This is a genomic window from Pallidibacillus pasinlerensis, assembly GCF_009996845.1.
Taxonomy (GTDB): domain Bacteria; phylum Bacillota; class Bacilli; order Bacillales; family Caldibacillaceae; genus Pallidibacillus; species Pallidibacillus pasinlerensis.
In genome coordinates this window covers 75,391-93,083 of sequence record NZ_JAACYS010000001.1, presented here as the reverse complement: position 1 = coordinate 93,083, position 17,693 = coordinate 75,391, and the positions used below count along the sequence as shown (strand labels likewise).

Annotated in this window: 16 protein-coding genes; 1 reads left to right on the top strand and 15 read right to left on the bottom strand. The window is 35.3% G+C overall.

Annotation, left to right across the window (positions count from 1 at the left end; translation table 11 throughout):
* Positions 1-81: 81 nt before the first annotated feature.
* The 3 genes from recG to GW534_RS00425 all read right to left on the bottom strand — a co-directional run bounded on the left by recG (position 82) and on the right by GW534_RS00425 (position 4,399).
* Positions 82-2,133, bottom strand: coding sequence for an ATP-dependent DNA helicase RecG (gene recG, locus GW534_RS00435; RefSeq protein ID WP_161919074.1), 2,052 nt, complete (start codon positions 2,131-2,133; stop codon positions 82-84).
* A gap of 213 nt (positions 2,134-2,346) precedes the next feature.
* Complete coding sequence (locus GW534_RS00430; RefSeq protein WP_161919073.1) at positions 2,347-4,020, bottom strand: DAK2 domain-containing protein; 1,674 nt, start codon at positions 4,018-4,020, stop codon at positions 2,347-2,349.
* Positions 4,021-4,036: 16 nt separating this feature from the next.
* Positions 4,037-4,399: an Asp23/Gls24 family envelope stress response protein gene (locus GW534_RS00425; RefSeq protein WP_161919072.1), complete on the bottom strand. Its 363-nt coding sequence runs from the start codon at positions 4,397-4,399 to the stop codon at positions 4,037-4,039.
* A 522-nt stretch (positions 4,400-4,921) separates the two neighbouring features.
* Between GW534_RS00425 and rpmB the strand changes: the two genes are divergently transcribed.
* The gene (rpmB, locus tag GW534_RS00420; protein ID WP_161919071.1) at positions 4,922-5,110 is read left to right on the top strand and encodes a 50S ribosomal protein L28; all 189 of its coding nucleotides are present in this window, start codon (positions 4,922-4,924) and stop codon (positions 5,108-5,110) included.
* Between the two features lie 162 nt (positions 5,111-5,272).
* Here rpmB and spoVM read toward each other — a convergent pair whose 3' ends face one another.
* The 12 genes from spoVM to rpoZ form a co-directional block, all read right to left on the bottom strand.
* A complete protein-coding gene (gene spoVM / locus GW534_RS00415) occupies positions 5,273-5,353 on the bottom strand; it encodes a stage V sporulation protein SpoVM (protein ID WP_161919102.1) in 81 nt (26 codons plus the stop codon).
* Between the two features lie 150 nt (positions 5,354-5,503).
* Positions 5,504-6,157: a thiamine diphosphokinase gene (locus GW534_RS00410; protein WP_161919070.1), complete on the bottom strand. Its 654-nt coding sequence runs from the start codon at positions 6,155-6,157 to the stop codon at positions 5,504-5,506.
* Positions 6,154-6,816 (bottom strand): ribulose-phosphate 3-epimerase, encoded by a 663-nt coding sequence (rpe, locus tag GW534_RS00405; RefSeq protein WP_161919069.1) that lies wholly within the window; start codon positions 6,814-6,816, stop codon positions 6,154-6,156. Before rpe ends, GW534_RS00410 begins: the two co-directional genes overlap by 4 nt.
* A 2-nt stretch (positions 6,817-6,818) precedes the next feature.
* A complete protein-coding gene (gene rsgA, locus GW534_RS00400) occupies positions 6,819-7,700 on the bottom strand; it encodes a ribosome small subunit-dependent GTPase A (protein WP_161919068.1) in 882 nt (293 codons plus the stop codon).
* Between the two features lie 196 nt (positions 7,701-7,896).
* Positions 7,897-9,894, bottom strand: coding sequence for a Stk1 family PASTA domain-containing Ser/Thr kinase (pknB, locus tag GW534_RS00395; protein WP_161919067.1), 1,998 nt, complete (start codon positions 9,892-9,894; stop codon positions 7,897-7,899).
* A 2-nt stretch (positions 9,895-9,896) separates the two neighbouring features.
* Positions 9,897-10,652, bottom strand: coding sequence for a Stp1/IreP family PP2C-type Ser/Thr phosphatase (locus GW534_RS00390; protein WP_161919101.1), 756 nt, complete (start codon positions 10,650-10,652; stop codon positions 9,897-9,899).
* 86 nt (positions 10,653-10,738) lie between these two features.
* A complete protein-coding gene (gene rsmB / locus GW534_RS00385) occupies positions 10,739-12,076 on the bottom strand; it encodes a 16S rRNA (cytosine(967)-C(5))-methyltransferase RsmB (protein ID WP_161919066.1) in 1,338 nt (445 codons plus the stop codon).
* A complete protein-coding gene (fmt, locus tag GW534_RS00380) occupies positions 12,076-13,026 on the bottom strand; it encodes a methionyl-tRNA formyltransferase (protein ID WP_161919065.1) in 951 nt (316 codons plus the stop codon). The genes rsmB and fmt overlap by 1 nt, the downstream gene beginning before the upstream one ends.
* Entirely contained in the window at positions 13,023-13,505 is a 483-nt protein-coding gene (gene def, locus GW534_RS00375) for a peptide deformylase (RefSeq protein ID WP_161919064.1), read from the bottom strand. The genes fmt and def overlap by 4 nt, the downstream gene beginning before the upstream one ends.
* A gap of 43 nt (positions 13,506-13,548) precedes the next feature.
* Positions 13,549-15,972 (bottom strand): primosomal protein N', encoded by a 2,424-nt coding sequence (priA, locus tag GW534_RS00370; RefSeq protein WP_161919063.1) that lies wholly within the window; start codon positions 15,970-15,972, stop codon positions 13,549-13,551.
* 11 nt (positions 15,973-15,983) lie between these two features.
* Positions 15,984-17,210 carry a bifunctional phosphopantothenoylcysteine decarboxylase/phosphopantothenate--cysteine ligase CoaBC gene (gene coaBC / locus GW534_RS00365; RefSeq protein ID WP_161919062.1) on the bottom strand — a complete coding sequence of 409 codons (1,227 nt, stop codon included), beginning with the start codon at positions 17,208-17,210 and terminating at the stop codon, positions 15,984-15,986.
* Between the two features lie 249 nt (positions 17,211-17,459).
* Complete coding sequence (gene rpoZ, locus GW534_RS00360) at positions 17,460-17,693, bottom strand: DNA-directed RNA polymerase subunit omega (RefSeq protein WP_161919061.1); 234 nt, start codon at positions 17,691-17,693, stop codon at positions 17,460-17,462.

The following is a 17,693-nucleotide window of genomic DNA, read 5'->3' as shown; positions in this document are numbered from 1 at the left end:
TATATAACCTATATTTCTAATGCAAGGAAAACTTTTTATTCTTTCCTTTTCATTTTGTTCTTTTACAGGAAATATATGAATTTAATCTAGCTTTTCACCGTTAAGTACCCCTGATTCTAGTATATAATTTCGTAAATGTGCAAACTCATCATCTTTCCAAAATTCCTCAGAATGAATAAATTTTTCAGCATCCTGTCTCGCTGTTTCCAAAGCACGATAATCATGTACCATATCTGCCACTTTAAATTCAGGAAGACCACTTTGTTTTCTGCCAAAAAAGTCACCGGGACCTCGCAATTCTAAATCCCGTTCACTTAACACGAAGCCATAGTTTGTTTCCGTCATTATGCGCATTCTTTCTTTCCCGACTTCTGATTTTGGATCTGCGAGTAAAACACAGTATGATTGATGCTCACCACGACCTACCCGACCTCTTAATTGATGAAGTTGGGCAAGTCCAAACCTTTCCGCATCATAAATAACCATCATTGTTGCATTCGGTACGTTTACACCGACCTCAACAACCGTTGTAGAAACGAGAACTTGAACTTTATTTTCACTAAACTCCTTCATCACTTGCTCTTTTTCATCGCTATGGAGTCGTCCGTGCATCAAGCCTACTTGAAAACGTTCGCCAAAATAATGTACAAGTTGATTATATACATCAATGGTATTTTGCACATCAAGCTTTTCAGATTCTTCTATTAACGGACAAATAACATAGGCTTGTCTACCTGCTTGTAATTCTTTTTCCATCATTTGTAATACCCGTTCTAAACTTTGCGGTTTTGCCCAATATGTTTTAATTTCCTTTCTACCTGCAGGCATTTCGTTAATGATGGAAACATCCATTTCACCGAAGGCCGTTATTGCTAACGTTCTCGGAATTGGCGTTGCCGTCATAAATAATGTATTCGGATTTTCTCCCTTTTCCCTTAGCACGCGCCGCTGTTCAACACCAAATCGATGTTGTTCATCAGTTATAACTAATCCTAGTTTTGCAAAATTAACATCATCTTGAATTAATGCATGGGTACCAATAACAATAGGAATAGAGCCGTCTTGTAGCCCTTCTAGGATAGCTGTACGTTCTTTTTTCTTTGTTGACCCCGTAAGTAATGCGACTTCGACATCAAAAGGTTTAAACATGTTCATTAAGCTTTCCGCATGTTGTTCGGCTAAAATTTCCGTTGGTACCATAAGAGCACCTTGATAACCAGCTGTTACTGCTGCATATAAGCTTATGGCGGCGACTACCGTTTTACCAGATCCAACATCCCCTTGTAATAACCGATTCATACGATAAGGGGACTTTAAATCTCTTAAAATCTCAGCAAGAACACGTTTTTGAGCATTTGTAAGCGGAAATGGAAGGTTGGCTATAAATTTTTTTAATGCTTCATTATCATACTGAATTAGCACACCTCCAGAATTTTCCCGCTGGAATTTCCTTAAAGCTTGAATTTTTAATTGGAAATGTAAAAATTCCTCATATACAAGCCGACGACGACCTTGTTTTAAGTCTTGAGCATCTTTCGGGAAATGCATCGCGCGAATTGCTTCTCTTCTCGGATATAATCGATATTGTTGAAGTAAAAACTCAGGTAAGTTCTCCTCAATCGCATGTCCATACTGTTTGAAGGCTGCAGTGATAAATTTTCGTAAACTATTAACGGTAAGATTACCTTTCACTGAGTATACGGGACTGAAGTCAGAATGCGGTTGATTTCCGTGACCAATTTTAAATTGTTGAACGGTAATTTGTTGACGATAACGGTCCCATTTCCCGTTTAATGTAATTTCTTGATTCATCGGAAGTTTATTTTTTAAATAAGGTTGATTAAAAAACACAGCGTTAATTACATATCGATCCACCATTACTTTTACAGTTAAGCGGGATTTTTTTCGACCAAAATATTGCAATGTCGGTACGCTGACAATAACGCCTTCTACAGTAACCCGCTCGTCATGCTGTACTTCTGCTAAGTCACGAATACGATTATCGTCATAGCGAAATGGCAAATATAGTAACAGGTCTTCAACAGTATAAACTTGAAGTTCTTCAAATAATTTAGCCGTTTCCTCTCCAATGCCAGGTATTACTGTAACCGGTTGTTTCAGCACTTCAGTCAATTTAATTAACTCCTTGATTTTTTTAGTTCTTAAAATCTATATTTTTATTTAAAATAAAAAAGTAATTTTTTAGCACAAACTTTTTTAGGATTTCTGTTGATAAAATACAGTTATATAAATAAAACTCCAACCTTATTATATTATGAATGGGAATTTATTGAAAATATTTCTTTTGCATATGTAAAAAGGGCTGTCATTTGACAGCCCTTTTTTCTATTCTACAGATAAGATAAAGTTGTATAGCGGTTGTTTACCATCGTGTACTTCGACTTCTACATCTTCAAAATGTTCTTCTACATAAGAAACGACTTCTTCAACTTGCTCGTCCGTTGTTTCTTCACCTTTAATAATCGTTAAAATTTCACTTTCATCGTCTAACAATTGATTCAATAATTCTTTTGTAGTAGAAAGTAAATCAGTATTTGAAACGACGATGTCACCTTCTTTTATTCCCATGAAGTCGCCTTTATTAATCGTTAATCCATCAATATTTGTATCACGAATGGCATAAGTAACTTGTCCCGTTTTCACATTACTTAAGGCTTCTAACATCGCCTCTTCATTTTGTTTTAAATCGGAACTTGGATTAAACGCAAGTAAAGCTGATAAACCTTGTGGTACAGTTCTTGAAGGAATTACAACAACTTCTTGTTCCACAAGATCTCTCGCTTGTTCTGCTGCTAAAATAATATTTTTATTATTCGGAAGTACAAATACTTTATCCGCATTTACTTCTTCAATTGCCTTAACGATATCTTCCGTGCTCGGATTCATCGTTTGACCGCCTTCAATAACAACTTGGGCACCGATGCTCTTGAATAATTCACTTATTCCTCTCCCAATTGCAACTGTGATAATACCATATTCAGAGCGTTTTTTAGCAGGTGCTGGTGCACTCGCTTGTTTGTCAGCTTCTAAAATATTTGAATGTTGCATACGCATGTTTTCAATTTTCAAATTAATCAACTCACCAAACCGTTGCCCATAGTTTAAGGCATTACCAGGTTGTTCTGTATGTACGTGAACTTTTACAACTTCATCATCAGCAATAACTAATAATGAGTCGCCAATTTCACTTAATGCATTTCTAAATTCGTCTTCAGAAAATGGGTTTTCTTTTAATTTATCTTCTTGGAATTTCACCATAAACTCGGTACAATAGCCAAATTTAATATCTTCTGTATCCATGAAACTTTGAACACTTTTATGATGTTCATGTTTTACTAATTGCTCCATAGAAACTTCAGGTGCTTCAATTTCGTCTAATTGTACACCTTTTAGATTTGCTAAAAATCCTTCAAACACAAATACTAAACCTTGTCCACCACTATCAACAACACCAACTTCTTTTAATACTGGTAACAAGTCTGGTGTACGTTGTAATGAAGCCTTTGCTTCTTTAACAACTTCTTCCATTAATTCAGTTAAATCTTTCGTCTTGCTGCCAATTTCTACCGCTTTTTTTGCAGCATCTTTAGCAACGGTTAAAATTGTTCCTTCAACTGGTTTCATTACAGCTTTATAAGCAGTTTTAACCCCAGCATCTAATGCTTGAACAAAATCTTCAACATAAAGAACTTCTTTATCTTCGATTGACTTTGCAAAACCACGGAATAATTGGGATAAGATTACCCCGGAATTGCCACGGGCACCCATAAGCAAACCTTTAGATAATGCCTTACCGACATTTCCTACATGTGGTTGTATATTTCTGCGGACTTCCTTTGCACCTGATTGAATGGATAAATTCATATTTGTTCCTGTATCACCATCAGGGACTGGGAATACGTTTAAAGAATCAACATATTCTGCATTTCTGGACAAATTGTTTGCCCCATGGAAAATCATTTCTGCAAAACGATTTCCATCAATTACTGTAATTGACACACTATTTCCTCCTTACTTACGGGGTTGTCACCCGAACACTCTGCACAAAAATGTTCACTGAATCTGCTCGTACGCCCAGTGTTTGTTCAAGTACGTACTTCACTTTTGCTTGTACATTATGTGCGACCTCAGAAATTTTTGTTCCATAACCTACAATTATATATAAGTCGATATGAATTTGATCATCTTCTTGACGAATAATAACACCTTTTGAATAGTTTTCTCTTCTTAAAATCTCAGAAAGACCATCTTTTATTTGTTTTTTCGATGCCATCCCTACAATCCCGTAACAATCTACAGCAGCACCACCACAAATTTGTGCAATTGTATCAGTTGTGATTTCAATATGCCCTAATTTCGTTTTCAATTCGATGGACATGTACGATTCCCCCTTACAAGGTTTTCATTTCGGATTAGGCTTATTTTACTATAATTGTTATTTTTAAAAAAGACAAGCCGTCTTTTATAATATAAGCGAAAAAAACAAGGTTATGTCAAGTAAATTCACTTAAAAGTAATAAAACGTTTGAAATTTAGGCAATAAGAACACATAATGAAAATATAACAAACAAGAGAGTGCGAATAAATGAAATGTATTTGATTGAGGCGAAAGACGGTGACTCCAGCGGGAACAACACGAGACGAAGACCCCGCAGCCGAGCATGCGAGGCGAGGAGGCTGAGGCCATGCCGGCGGAAAGCGTCCGTCTGAAGCGAAAATCAAATAATACTTAATAAAATTCTTTTATTTCACTAATATTATAAGTAAACTAAAGGTATTTAGATGAGCTCTAGTTGTTTTTATTCACCCTTGCATAATTAGGGAATCTATGGTAAAGTATTTGAGTATCTTTTATAGTGCTAAAATGTTGAGATATATGGTTTTTAAGGAGGGAAAAAGAATGGCTCGTAAATGTGTTGTTACTGGTAAAAAAGCTTCTTTCGGTAATGCTCGTTCTCACGCTATGAACGCTAACCGCCGTAAATGGGGAGCTAACCTACAAAAAGTACGTATTTTAGTAGATGGCAAACCAAAACGTGTATACGTATCTGCTCGTGCATTAAAATCCGGAAAGGTTCAACGTGTGTAATCGTTACGGATGAATGAATTTATAAATCGTTCTTTTAAAAATTAAATTTAATGAGTCAAATCTACTTGACTCTTACAAAAACGATAAAAAAAGTCTCCGCCAAACTTGGCAGAGGCTTTTTTAATTCATAAGATGGAATTATGATTGCCACACTTATACAGATCAATTTTTCTTAAAAGCACCTAATATAGCTCGAACAAATCCCCCTATAAACCTCGGCAATTTAATGGTATAAAATTTCACTAACATTCCCTCCTCGGTCCCACAAGCATTTAATCTTGTAACTTACCTTTTTTCTAATTTTGAGGCAAGTGTCATCATACTCGAATATACAATTATCTTATTCTGCAACCGAAAAATGAGTTCAAATCAAACCGAAATTAGGCTTTTTCCCTATTTATCACGACTTCTTATTACTAATAATATGCCTGAAGAAAAAGAATAAGTACCATGATTCAAAATTAGTTCATTACTTATACATAATGTGGAACCGAAGAAAATATGACGATTTTCTAATGGATATTTAAATCCTTTTAAAGTTAAGCCTTCAACTTCCTTTGATATAGGAATGAAAGATATGTATTTCATTTGCGGTAATTGTTCAAGCGTATATGAGCCAGGTTTTTTCATAAATGCGATATTTTGCTTATCGATAATCGTAATCGGAATGTCTCTACCCCATTCTAAAGCTTTATATAATAGGCTAATATTTGCCATTAAATGATCTAAGCGACCGCCTGTTGCACCAAAAATACGGATTGATTCTGGATTCAAACGATATGCTAAATTTATAGCCAATTCCATATCTGTTTCATCTTTTTCTGCTTTAAATTGCTCTATTGTTAGACCACTAATTTTCAACCGTGCGAACTCTTCTTGAGACATCGAATCAAAGTCACCAATAGCTTCATTAGGAGTAATCCCCTGTTCTTGTAAATAAATTGCTCCACGGTCAACAGCAATCCACTTAATGTTTTCTTGACTTTTATAAGTTGTTAAATCTGGCAGTAAATCTTTCGGACCACCAGCAACTATATGAACAATCATTTCAAACCACTGACGCTCTGGCGAAGTTTTTCAATTGCTTCAGCACGATTTTTATTGTTAAAAATGTATGAACCAGCAACAAGCACGTCAGCTCCCGCTTCAACGCAAAGTTTCGCTGTTTCCGCATTTACTCCACCATCAACTTCAATCTCAAAGGATAGGTTTTGTTCATCGCGCCAGCGTCTTACTTGTTCGATTTTTTTCAGGACATTTGGAATAAACTTTTGCCCACCAAATCCTGGATTTACTGTCATTAGTAAAACGAGATCAACATCAGTAATCACGTCACGAATCATTTCAACAGGTGTTGCCGGATTTAATACAACACCTGCTCGGACACCGGTTTCTTTAATTTGATAAATTGTCCGGTGCAAATGTTTACATGCCTCGACATGCACAGAAATATAATCGGCCCCTGCGTTAGCAAAATTTTGAATATAGTGTTCTGGATTTTCAATCATTAAGTGAACATCAAAATGTAAAGATGTCACTGGGCGAATCGCTTCGACAATTAAAGGGCCAATTGTGATATTCGGTACGAAATGACCGTCCATAACATCAATATGGATATAATCTGCTCCAGCTTGTTCTACGTCTTTTACTTCTTTTCCTAATAAAGAAAAGTCTGCTGATAATATAGAAGGTGCTATTTTCACCATAATTAATACCTCGGCTTTCTTTGTAAAATTTCTTTTAAAAACATTAAATAATGATTATAGCGAAATTGTTCAATCTCCCCGTTTTCAACGGCTTCCTTTATTGCACATTTCGGCTCTTTATCGTGGAGACAACCGCGAAACTTGCAGTCGGCAAACCGTTCTTTCATTTCCGGAAAATAATACGTTAGTTCATCCGATTCAATATCAATAAAGTCTAAAGAACTAAAACCTGGTGTATCAGCAACTAAACCGTCGCCAATTTCAATTAATTCCACATGTCGAGTTGTATGTCTACCACGGCCTAAATGTTTGGAAATCGCTTTTGTTTCCAATTTTAAATCCGAATGTAATGCATTTAACAAGGAAGATTTTCCTACTCCTGATTGACCGGCAACAACGGAAATTTTATTTTTTAAATAAGGATAAATTGCCTCTAAACCATCGCCTGTAATTGAAGAAGTGAGCAATACTTCATAACCAATTTTTTGATATATTTCTGCATATCGTTTTATATTTTGTAATTCTTCGTCATTCGTTAAATCGATTTTTGTAATGACAATGATTGGTTCAATATGGTTCGATTCAATAATTACTAAAAATCGATCTAATAAATTCGGACTAAATTCAGGATCTTTTGCAGAAAAAATTAAGATTGCTTGGTCTACATTAGCAATTGGTGGTCGAACGAGTTCATTATCCCGTTCTTTAATCTCCATAATATACCCTTCTCGATCATTTTCAGCAGTAAATACAACATTGTCACCAACTAATGGTGTAATATTGTGTTTACGAAAGACTCCCCTTCCTCGACATTGAATAATCTTATCATTACTTTTTACATAGTAAAATCCGCTCAAAGCTTTAATGATTTTTCCCTCCGGCATAGCAACACTCCTTAATTAAAAATATATTTGTAAATTAATTCACGTATACAGTTCCAATCTATATTTTACCTTAAAATTCACGTTTAGCCTAATCTAGTTTTGAAAAGTTTGTAAATCAATTTTGACTTGTTTAAAAAAATTGGACCTAACTCTTTTGTCCTGATTGGCTATTTTAAAGAGTTAGATCCTTTAATTTTTATTCTTTATAAGGTACAGAAATATCACGTATAACAACACCATCTACAACAACACGGTATTTTGCAGTCGTGTTTGGTGCGATTGTTAAAGTAATTGTCTTAGAAATGGATTCGGTTATTTCAAACGTATCCACCGGTATATCAAAATCTTCATGATTCATATCTTGTATGAAAATTTGTACTTCTTGAGGTTCCGGGCCATCTTCTCCGACTTGACCATTATAAGGAATCGTAATTTCAATATCCCTTGTTATTGGTAATGGTTCGACCCCTTTTGAGATAGTTACTTTAACAGTGTCTCCTTCTTTAATTTCCGTTCCAGGTTTCGGGTCTTGGCTAATAACTAAACCTTGTGGTACATCATTATGATATTCTTCTTGTTCCTTAATGGTGATTCCATGTCTTTCTGCATAATCTTTTAATGCTGAACGACTATATTCAGTTAAATTCGATAATGTGAAGGTTTCAACACCTTGGCTGACAGTTAATATTAAAGTAGTTTCATCTACAACTATTTCTTCACCTGGTTTTGGATTTTGTTCGATAATTGTTCCAGGTTCACTATCGTCATAAACTTCTTTTACTTCAATATCTTCAAATTCAATTTCTTCATCTTTTAATTCTTCTAAAACATCTTCATATTTTCGACCGATAAAATCAAACATTTCAATTGGTTCTTTACCGGTACTTACATAAATATCAATTTCTGATCCTTCAACTTTTTTCTTTCCTGCTGGAGGATTTGTTTTAATGACAAAGTTTTCCGGAATTTCTTCATGGGATTGTTCAATCGTTTCACCAATAACAAATCCAGCCTCTTCCAACATTTCCATCGCATCTTCTAATGATAATTCTGCAACGTCAGGTACTTCGACTTCTTTAGCACCGAATAGAGACGGAAAAACTGTAACAGCTAATATACCAAATATAACTATAAAAGCAGAAATTGCCGTTAAAATTATTGGCCATTTTTTTCGTTTCTTTTTATTTCCGTTTTTCTTCGCAGCTACCTTATTATTTTTACTATTCTTTTTACTAACAACTTGTTCTTTTTCATCTGATTCAGGGATAACCGTATCTTGGATATCAGTGAAAGTTTGCGTTCCTTTAATTACAGGAATAGCTTTCGTAGCTTCTTCATCTACCGGTAATACAAAAGCGGGTTCATTTAGTCGTGATGGATTTAAGCAAGTCATTAAATCTTCTTTTAACGCTTCCGCATCGTCATAACGATAGTGCGGATCTTTTGCTGTCGATTTTAAAACAATATTTTCCACACTTTGCGGTATATTTGGGTTTAAAGACCGTGGATGCGGTGTATCATTTTGTAAATGTTTTAACGCAATCGATACGGCCGATTCCCCTTCAAAGGGAAGTCTCCCTGTTAATAATTCGAACATCACAATCCCTAAGGAATAAATGTCCGATTTTTTAGTTGCCAATCCCCCTTTAGCTTGTTCAGGAGAAATGTAATGAACTGATCCCATAACAGAGTTCGTATGAGTAATCGTCGTTGAAGTAAGTGCAACAGCAATACCAAAATCGGTTATTTTCACATTACCCTTGTTATCTATTAAAATATTTTGTGGTTTAATATCGCGATGAATAATATTGTTTTGATGTGCGTGACTGATTGCACTTGATATTTGTAACATGATATCAATCGCTTTGTTAATTGGAATTGGATGATGGTCTTGAATATATTGTTTCAATGTTTTTCCATCCACATATTCCATTACTATATAATAAATATCTTTTTCTTCACCAACGTCATAAATATTCACAATATTCGGGTGAACAAGACTAGTTGCAGATTGAGCCTCACGATGAAATCTGCGGATGAGTTCCTCATCGTTGGCAAAGTCTAGTCGCAAAATTTTAATGGCAACATCTCTTTCTAAAATGATATCTCTAGCCAAATAGACGTTTGCCATGCCTCCGCCACCGATAAATTCTAATATTTTATAACGGTCATTAATTCTTTTACCGATAAGCACAATCAGTCACCAACTTTCCCAACATTCGTTTCATTTACAATGATAGCAAGACTAATATTGTCTTCCCCACCTTTTTCATTCGCGAGATTAATTAGCTGTTCTGCCTTTTCTTCTAAAATCACATCGGACACTAGCATCTGATGCAGTTCCTCATCTGTTACTTTATTCGTTAAGCCATCGGAACATAAAAGTAGACTATCACCTGGTTCAAAACCAATTGTCATCGTATCAATTGAAACATTTAGTTCAGTCCCTAATGCACGTAATAATACGTTTTTCCTTGGATGATGCTCTGCATCTTGTTTTGAAATTTGACCGCTTTTTACTAATTCATTTACTAATGAATGGTCGTCTGTTAACTGACGGAAGCCATCCCCATTTAATAAGTAACCACGGCTATCACCGATATGGGCAATCGTAAGAAATTGATCGGTACAAATTGATGCAACTACTGTTGTTCCCATTCCTTGACATTCTTGGTTATCCTTTGCATATTGAAAAATATCTTCGTTAATACTTTTTATTTTTTCATCTAACCATTGTTCAGCAATATCCGGAGATTCAATTTTATCTACTTGTTGCCAATATTCCTTTAATAAATCGGAGGCCATTTTACTAGCAACATCACCTGCTAAATGTCCCCCCATACCATCTGCAACAACGGCTAAAATTTGATCAGATTGATTTTCATAAACACCGACATTGTCTTCATTGTGATTTCTTACTTTCCCACGATCTGTACGGTAAACATACTTCATATTTTCACCTCGTTCTATTCGAACAGCCAATTAAGCCTCACCTTATTAAAAAAGTACCAATTTTTGTAAGTTATGTAAATAAATAGTTACCTTTTTTGAAAACAAGCGATGTAAAAGCCATCCGTTTGTAAAGAATGGGGTAATATTTCAATGTCATAATCTCGAACAAAAGGTTTTACTTTTTCAGGCACTCGCTTTGCAAGTTCCTTGTCACCTGTAAAATCTGGATGAAGCTGTAAAAACTTTTTCGCCACTTCTTCATTTTCTTCTTTATCCACTGTACATGTACTATAAACGAGAGTACCCCCAGGTTTTACTAATTTGGCTGCAGATTGTAAAATATGTAACTGAATTTCAGCTAATCTTTTAACATCCTTTTCTGATTTCGAATATTTAATATCTGGCTTTCCCTTTAATACACCAAGTCCTGAACATGGCGCATCAACTAAAACGCGGTCAAAGGATGCTCGTTCAAAATGGTCGCCTACTTTTCTCGCATCCATTTGCATTGTATGGATATTTTTGATATGTAGTCGTTCTGCATTTTCGTAAATTAATTTTATTTTATGTTTATGTATATCGAGGGCGACAACTTCACCAAGATTATTCATTTTTTCAGCTATATGGGTTGATTTACCACCAGGTGCTGCACAGGCATCAAGAATTTTTTCATTTTCTTTAGGTGATACACAATAGGCAACAATCATTGAACTTTCATCTTGAATTGTGATTCGTCCTTCTTTAAAAGCAGTTGACTTTACTAAATTTCCACGGATTGATTTAATAGCTTCTGGTATAACATCACTTTTTTCAACATGAAATCCTTCTTCTTCTAACTCTTTAATTACTTCATCGACATCTGCTACTAAAGTATTCACCCGGGCTGTTTGTTTCGAAGGATTTAAATTTTCCATACACATTTCACGTGTTGTTTCCATGCCATATTGATTAACCCACCGTTTTACAAGCCATAATGGGTGACTTGTTTCGATTGAAAGTCTTTCAATAGGATTATCTATTTCATCAAAGGATGGGACACCTTCTCGTTGAATTGATCTTAAAACTCCATTAACAAAGCCACTAATCCCCTTATTCCCACGTTTTTTCGCAATATTAACCGCTTCATTAATGATGGCGTGGTCAGGGATTTTATCTAAAAATACAAATTGATAAACGGAGATTCTTAGGAGTTGTCTCACCCAAGAATCGATCCGCTTTTGTTTATTAATAAATGGTTTTAAGAAAAAGTCTAACGTCATTTGTCTTTGAATTGTTCCGTAACAAAGTTCCGTTAGGAGGCTAGCATCTAATGAAGAGATGCGATTTTTTTCAATGACAGAGTTGATTAACAAATTACTATAGGCACCTTGTTTTTCAACCATTTCAAGCACTTCTACTGCAGCTTCACGAACATTTTTAGCCATTATTTGCTAGTTCCTCCTAAGACAATTCCTTTCAACGGATCCTTATTTCCACGTAAAAATTGTTCCGTTGACATTTTCTTTTTCCCTGCTGGTTGTAATTCAGTAATTTTAATTGCTGTATTGTTTTTTGTTGCAACTATTAAACCATCTGGGACTACATCAATAATTGTCCCCGGCTCAGCTGTTTGTGTTATTTCAACTTTTTCTCCCCACCAAATTTTTAATGTTTCACCGTTTAAGGTTGTGAATGCTACTGGCCATGGGTTTAGTCCACGAATATGGTTATAAATTTCCTCTCCAGGTCGATTCCAATTAATTCTTTCATCTTCTCTTTTAATATTATAGGCAAAAGTTGCCTCTTCATCCTTTTGTTTTATTGGTGTAACTACACCATTTAACAACTTTGGAAGTGTTTCACTTAATAATTTCGCACCTGCTTCACTTAATTTATCGTGTAATGATCCGACAGTATCTCTTTCATCAATTGGAACTTTAACTTGGCTTATCATATCTCCCGCATCAAGTTGCTCTACCATGTACATAATGGTAATACCAGTTTCTTTTTTTCCTTGGATGATTGCATGATGTATTGGTGCTCCTCCACGTAACTCTGGTAATAGCGAGGCATGGACATTAATACAGCCGTATTTTGGAGCATCTAAAAGTTTTTTCGGTAAAATTTGCCCAAAGGCAGCTGTAACAATCAAATCTGGTTTTAAATCTAAAATTTCTTGTAAAGATTGTTCTTCTCGAATTTTTTCCGGTTGGAAAACTGGGATATTATGTTTTAATGCTTCAACTTTTACAGGCGGAGGTGTAATCTTTCGTTTCCTACCGACTGGACGGTCTGGTTGTGTAACGACACCAATTACGTCATAACCATCATTAATAATTTGTTGTAAAACCGGAACTGCAAAATCCGGTGTTCCCATAAATACGATTTTTGTCATTGTTCATCAAGCCTTTCTAGTTCTTCCTCTGTGTAAATTTTATCTACTACTTTAGTTGTAAAAAGAATACCGTGTAAATGATCGATTTCATGTTGAATAGCTTGGGCTAAGAAATCATCTGCTTCTAAGATCAATGTTTTCCCATGACGATCACGATATTTTACTTTAATAAAAAAGGAACGCTTCACTTCACCGTATTGGTTCGGAATACTCAAACATCCTTCAAGATTAATTTGTGAACCCCGTTTTACTATAATTACTGGGTTAATTAATTCAATTTTTCCTTCGCCAATATCAACTATCGCAATTTGTTTCAAAAGGCCAACTTGCGGTGCGGCAATCCCTACACCGTCAGCAGCTAACATTGTTTCGTACATATCATCTAAAAGTTGGCCTAATTCAGAATTAAATTCTGAAACTTTTTCACATTTTTGCAGTAATACCGGGTCTGGAATTGTCCTTATTTCTAATTTTGCCAAAGTTTGTACCCCCAAAACATTGATGTTACGGTTTTTATATAATCTACATTAAAGAGTATGGGTCCATATCAACGGAAATAGTCAATCCGTGTTTAATTTGATCTCGATGGAAATGGTGAATAATTTTTTTCAATGCGGTTGGTAAATTTGGATCCTGTTTATATTTTATTAAAACTTGATAACGATATTTATTTTTTATTTTCACTATCGGAGAAGCAGCTGGTCCTAGTATATGAGTTGTTGGTGAAAGTTGCGAGCGTAAGAAACTCGCAATTTTTTCAGCAACGGAATATACATATTGAACATTTTCATGATTAATATGAATTAATGTTAAATAATAAAACGGAGGATATTGTCCCCGTTTTCGCATCATCATTTCATATTGATAAAATTGCAAATAATCATGGTTTTTCGCAAATTGAACACTATAATGTTCTGGTGTATACGTTTGAATGACAACTTCGCCAGGCAATTTATGTCTACCTGCACGACCACTTACTTGGGTTAATAACTGAAACGTTTTTTCACTTGAACGGAAATCAGGGATATGCAATGAACTATCTGCTGACAGCACACCAACTAATGTAATGTTTGGAAAATCAAGACCTTTTGCTATCATTTGTGTCCCTAATAAAATATCCGCTTTTCCTTCACCAAAGGCAGCTAAAAGTTTTTCATGGGACCCTTTTCTGCTCGTTGTATCAACATCCATACGAATGACACGAGCTTCTGGTAACACTTTCCCTAATTCTTCTTCCACCTTTTGCGTGCCTGTTCCAAAGTAACGGATATGGTTACTATTACATTCCGGACAAACTTTCGGAGTTATCGTTTCAAAGCCACAATAATGACATTTTAATTGATCCGTTACTTTATGATACGTTAATGAAATATCACAGTTCGGACACTTTACTACAAGTCCACAATCACGGCACATGACAAAGGCAGAATAGCCACGACGGTTCAACATAAGAACAATTTGTTCTTTTTTAGCGATGCGGTCTTGCATTTTTTCAAAAAGTTGTTCGGAAAACATGGAACGGTTACCAGATTTTAGTTCTTCACGCATATCGACTATTTCAACTGTTGGCAAGTTCACCTGATTCATTCGCTTATCCATTGTAAGTAAATGGTAAACACCCTTTTGTGCTCGGGCGAAGGATTCTAACGACGGTGTTGCACTTCCGAGTACAACCGGACAGTTATGAATTTTACTTCGCTCAATGGCTACATCACGAGCATGGTAGCGTGGAACGTCCTCTTGTTTATAGCTATTTTCATGTTCTTCGTCAATAATTATAATGCCTAAATTTTCAAAGGGAGCAAAAATAGCTGATCTTGCTCCAACAACAACCTTTACTTCTTTTCGCTGAATTTTCCGCCATTCATCATATTTTTCACCAAGGGAAAGTCCACTATGTAAAACAGCAACTAAATCGCCAAACCGACTTTTGAACCGATTCACCATCTGCGGTGTTAAAGATATTTCTGGCACAAGAACGATCGCTTCTTTTCCTTTGTTAAGCACTTCTTGTATGGACTGTAAATATACTTCCGTTTTTCCACTACCGGTTACTCCGTTAAGAAGAAATACGCCGTCTTGGTTTTCTTCAATCGCTTGAAGGATAGGTGAAATTGCCTTTTGTTGATCATCCGTTAAAGGTAGGGGCTGAGTTCTTTCAAATTCCCGATTTACATAAGGATCCCGGTATTGTTCATATTCTTCCTTTTTCAACAATCCTCTATCAACTAGGGCGTTTAGTGGTGCCCTCGCATTCGAAATTTGTTCTTCCACTTGTTTTACCGTATGTGGTTTAAATTCGTTTACAAAAAATTGGTAGATTTCTTCTTGCTTTGGACTGAGTGGTTTTGGTAATTGATCTTTTTTCGTTTGAAACTCTGTCACATTTTCCGTTGTTGGAACATAATATAAAACTTTCTTTTTATTCCCTTGGCTTTTCACTTCATAAATAACTTCAAATAACCCTTCTCTTGCTTTCCGATATAAATAGGAAGTTGGGGCAAACTTTTCTGCGTCTTTCCAATTCACTCGATTTTGGTAAAAAAATAATTTCTTTAATCCATCGGGTAATTCGTTCGACTTCTCTTGCTGTACTAATGTTAAATATTTATCATATTTAGCCTTCAATGCTGGTGGTAACATTACTTGATAGGCAGCAATTTTGAAGCAAAGTGTTTTTTCTGATAAAAAGTCTCCCAAATGTAATAATTCTTTATTTAATACGGGAGTTACATCCATCGGTTCGATGATTTCTTTTAAATTTTTAACATCAGATTGCTCTTTAAAATCGACAATAAAACCTTGAATATGTCTGTTGCCAAAAGGAACGACAACGCGCATTCCCACTTCAATATGTTCGATTAAATCAACGGGAATGATGTAATCAAACGGTCTATTCGTTTGTAAAGTAGGAACATCGACAATTACACTAGCAATTCGTCTCATACTATTCTTCCTTATTTTAGCATTTCATGAACTTCTTTTAAAATCTCCATGGCCACTTTTTGTTTTGATAAAATAGAAAATTCTTTTTTTGTACCATCAGCTTTATAAAAAGTCACAATATTCGTATCGCTACCGAAACCTGCTCCCTTTGTTGTCACGTTATTCGCAACTATCATATCGGCATTTTTACTTTTTAATTTTTTACGGGCATATTCGTCAACATTAGTTGTTTCTGCGGCAAAACCTACTAAAATTTGATGGGCTTTTCTTTTACCAAGTTCTGCTAAAATATCCTTCGTACGAACGAGGTTAATTACTGCATCACCATCTTGCTTTTTTACTTTTTGATCGTGAATCTGTGCAGGTTTGTAATCAGCAACCGCTGCAGTTTTTACAACCGCATCCGCATTTTCATAATGCGACAAAACTGCATTATACATATCTTCTGCACTTTCCACATGAACAACTTTTACACCTTTTGGAACATCAAGATTAACCGGGCCCGAAATTAAAGTGACCTTTGCTCCGAGTTGTGCAGCTACTTCAGCTACCGCATAGCCCATTTTACCAGTAGAGAAATTAGTAATATATCGTACTGGATCAATTCGTTCCCGTGTCGGACCTGCCGTAACAACTACATGTTTCCCTTTTAAAATAGGTTCAATTTTTTCTGAGAAATAATTTTTCACATGTTCAACAATCGTTTCAGGTTCCTCTAAACGACCTTTACCAACGTAACCACAGGCAAGGTATCCTTCACCTGGTTCAATAAATTCATAGCCAAATTCAGATAAGATTGACATATTACGCTGTACCGCAGGATGATGATACATATGGACATTCATCGCAGGAGCCACCCAAACTGGCTTTACAGTTGCAAGTAACGTAGTTGAAATCATATCATCAGCGATTCCGTTCGCTAATTTCCCTATAATATTTGCTGTCGCAGGCACAATTAAAATTAAATCTGGCCAATCCGCAAGATCGATATGAGCAATCTTGGAAGGATCCTTTTCATCAAATGTATCCGTATATACATCATTTCTAGATATAGCCTGAAAAGAAAGAGGTGTAACAAATTTGCATGCGTTTTCGCTCATCATAACTTTCACATTAAAACCAGCTTGTGTAAGTTTGCTCGTTAGCGCAACTGCTTTATATACAGCGATGCCACCTGTTACACATAGGAGTATATTTTTTCTGTCCACAAAAGTCCCCTCATTTCTAATCAAATTCATGTAGTATGTATTTCATCTTCTATTAATTTATTTATGTCAATTCTACTATGTTTCATCTTATCATAAATTATTTTTAAATTGATAGTATAAAGAAAGGTTTTCCTAGTAGTTGAATGAGGACTCGTATGATAAGGGTTAATCACTCCAAAAGCTAGGATAAAAAAAGACGGTCCAAAAAGTCATTTCGACATTTGGATCGTCTTTGAAAATGTTTTTACGAAATTTACATTTAAAGAATGTTAAAACTTATTATTCTTGCTCAGTCTCAACAGCTTTTGCATTCACTTCTTCTTCATAAGCTAGTTGTACTAAACCTTCATTCACTTCTTCTAAAGCTTTACCAACATCTTTATGTGACTTGTAATCTTCTAGCTGATAGTTTTCTTTATCTTTCAATTCTCGTGCACGTTGAGCACCTAATGTAACTAATAAATATTTAGAAGGTACTTTTTCTAATAATGAGTCAATTGATGGATATAACAT

Coding starts and splice junctions, on each gene's coding strand:
- GW534_RS00425 (WP_161919072.1), bottom strand. CDS start 4,399: ATGTCCATCGAATTGAAAACGAAATTAGGGCATATTGAAATCACAACT.
- rpmB (WP_161919071.1), top strand. CDS start 4,922: ATGGCTCGTAAATGTGTTGTTACTGGTAAAAAAGCTTCTTTCGGTAAT.
- GW534_RS00410 (WP_161919070.1), bottom strand. CDS start 6,157: ATGATTGTTCATATAGTTGCTGGTGGTCCGAAAGATTTACTGCCAGAT.
- rpe (WP_161919069.1), bottom strand. CDS start 6,816: ATGGTGAAAATAGCACCTTCTATATTATCAGCAGACTTTTCTTTATTA.
- rsgA (WP_161919068.1), bottom strand. CDS start 7,700: ATGCCGGAGGGAAAAATCATTAAAGCTTTGAGCGGATTTTACTATGTA.
- GW534_RS00390 (WP_161919101.1), bottom strand. CDS start 10,652: ATGAAGTATGTTTACCGTACAGATCGTGGGAAAGTAAGAAATCACAAT.
- rsmB (WP_161919066.1), bottom strand. CDS start 12,076: ATGGCTAAAAATGTTCGTGAAGCTGCAGTAGAAGTGCTTGAAATGGTT.
- fmt (WP_161919065.1), bottom strand. CDS start 13,026: ATGACAAAAATCGTATTTATGGGAACACCGGATTTTGCAGTTCCGGTT.
- priA (WP_161919063.1), bottom strand. CDS start 15,972: ATGAGACGAATTGCTAGTGTAATTGTCGATGTTCCTACTTTACAAACG.
- coaBC (WP_161919062.1), bottom strand. CDS start 17,210: ATGAATTTGATTAGAAATGAGGGGACTTTTGTGGACAGAAAAAATATA.
- rpoZ (WP_161919061.1), bottom strand. CDS start 17,693: ATGTTATATCCATCAATTGACTCATTATTAGAAAAAGTACCTTCTAAA.